Raw genomic sequence first — 1,106 nt, forward strand, 5'->3', positions numbered from 1 at the left:
GCACGGACGCGCGAACGCGGCGGCACGGCGGCGGTGGGCCCGCTGTCCTTCCCGCCCGGCCGCGCCGCCCTGCTCGCCGACCGCGACGGCGCCACCTTCGGCATCTGGCAGGGCGAGCTGGTCTCCAACTGGGAGACCTGGCGCCGCTCGGCCCCCACCTTCATCCGGCTGCACACCCGCAACGCCTTCGACTCCGCGATCTTCTACGGCGAGGTGCTGGACTGGGCGACCGGGGCGCCGGGCTGCTGCGAGGTCGAGTACGAGGGCGGCGAGGTGGTGCTGCGCAGCCAGGGCGACGTGGTGGCGCGCATCGACTCGGGCGCGGTGGAGGCGGCCCCCGACCCCTCCGTGCGACCGCACTGGCAGGTCCACTTCGCGGTGTCCGACGTGGCCCGCTGTGCGCGCGGCGCCGAGAAGCACGGCGGCAGCGTGCTCAGCGAGCAGGCGACCGAGGCGGTGCTGCGCGACCCGGACGGGGCGCAGTTCACGGTGACCTCACGCGACCCGCGCGGCTGACGTAGGTACGTGCGAAGGGGCGCCCACCGACAGTGGGCGCCCCTTCGCACGTACGACTCAGCCGCTCTGGGACGGCCGGGAGAGCAGGATCAGGCTGCGGGACTCGACCCGGAGCCCGCTGCCCGCCTTGCGCTCGCGTTCGTCGGGCACGCCGTCGGGGTCGGCGGTGTCGATCAGGGTGGTCCAGCGCTCGCCGTAGGACACCCCGGGCAGCCGGAAGTCGACCGGTTCCCAGTAGCCGTTGAGGAGGATCAGGAAGGAGTCGTCGACCACGCGCCGTCCGTAGGCGTCGCGTTCGGCGATGGCGTCGCCATTGAGGAACACGCCCACCGAGTACGCGTCGTCGCGCTGCCAGTCCTGGTCGGCCATCTCACGCGCGTCGGGCCGCAGCCACACCAGGTCGGGCAGCCGCCGGTCGGCCTTGGCCGGGGTCTCGCCGTGGAAGAACCGGCGCCTGCGCAGCACCGGGTGCCCGGCGCGCAGGGCGATGATCCGGCGGGTGAACTCGGTCAGCGACCGCTGTTCGCCGTCGAGGTCCCAGTCCACCCAGGAGACCTCGTTGTCCTGGCAGTAGGCGTTGTTGTTGCCGC

Annotated in this window: 1 protein-coding gene and 1 pseudogene; one reads left to right on the forward strand and one right to left on the reverse strand. The window is 73.3% G+C overall.

The genetic code is table 11. The features are described from left to right. On the forward strand, nucleotides 1-516 hold a 516-nt coding region (locus tag GTW40_RS18275), incomplete at its 5' end, for a VOC family protein (protein WP_275564638.1). Nucleotides 517-573: 57 nt separating this feature from the next. On the opposite strand, the pseudogene GTW40_RS18280 reads toward GTW40_RS18275, so the two are convergent. Next, nucleotides 574-1,106, reverse strand: a pseudogene (locus tag GTW40_RS18280) (glycogen debranching enzyme); the annotation flags it as partial.

This window comes from Streptomyces sp. SID4985 (assembly GCF_009863025.1).
GTDB lineage: Bacteria > Actinomycetota > Actinomycetes > Streptomycetales > Streptomycetaceae > Streptomyces.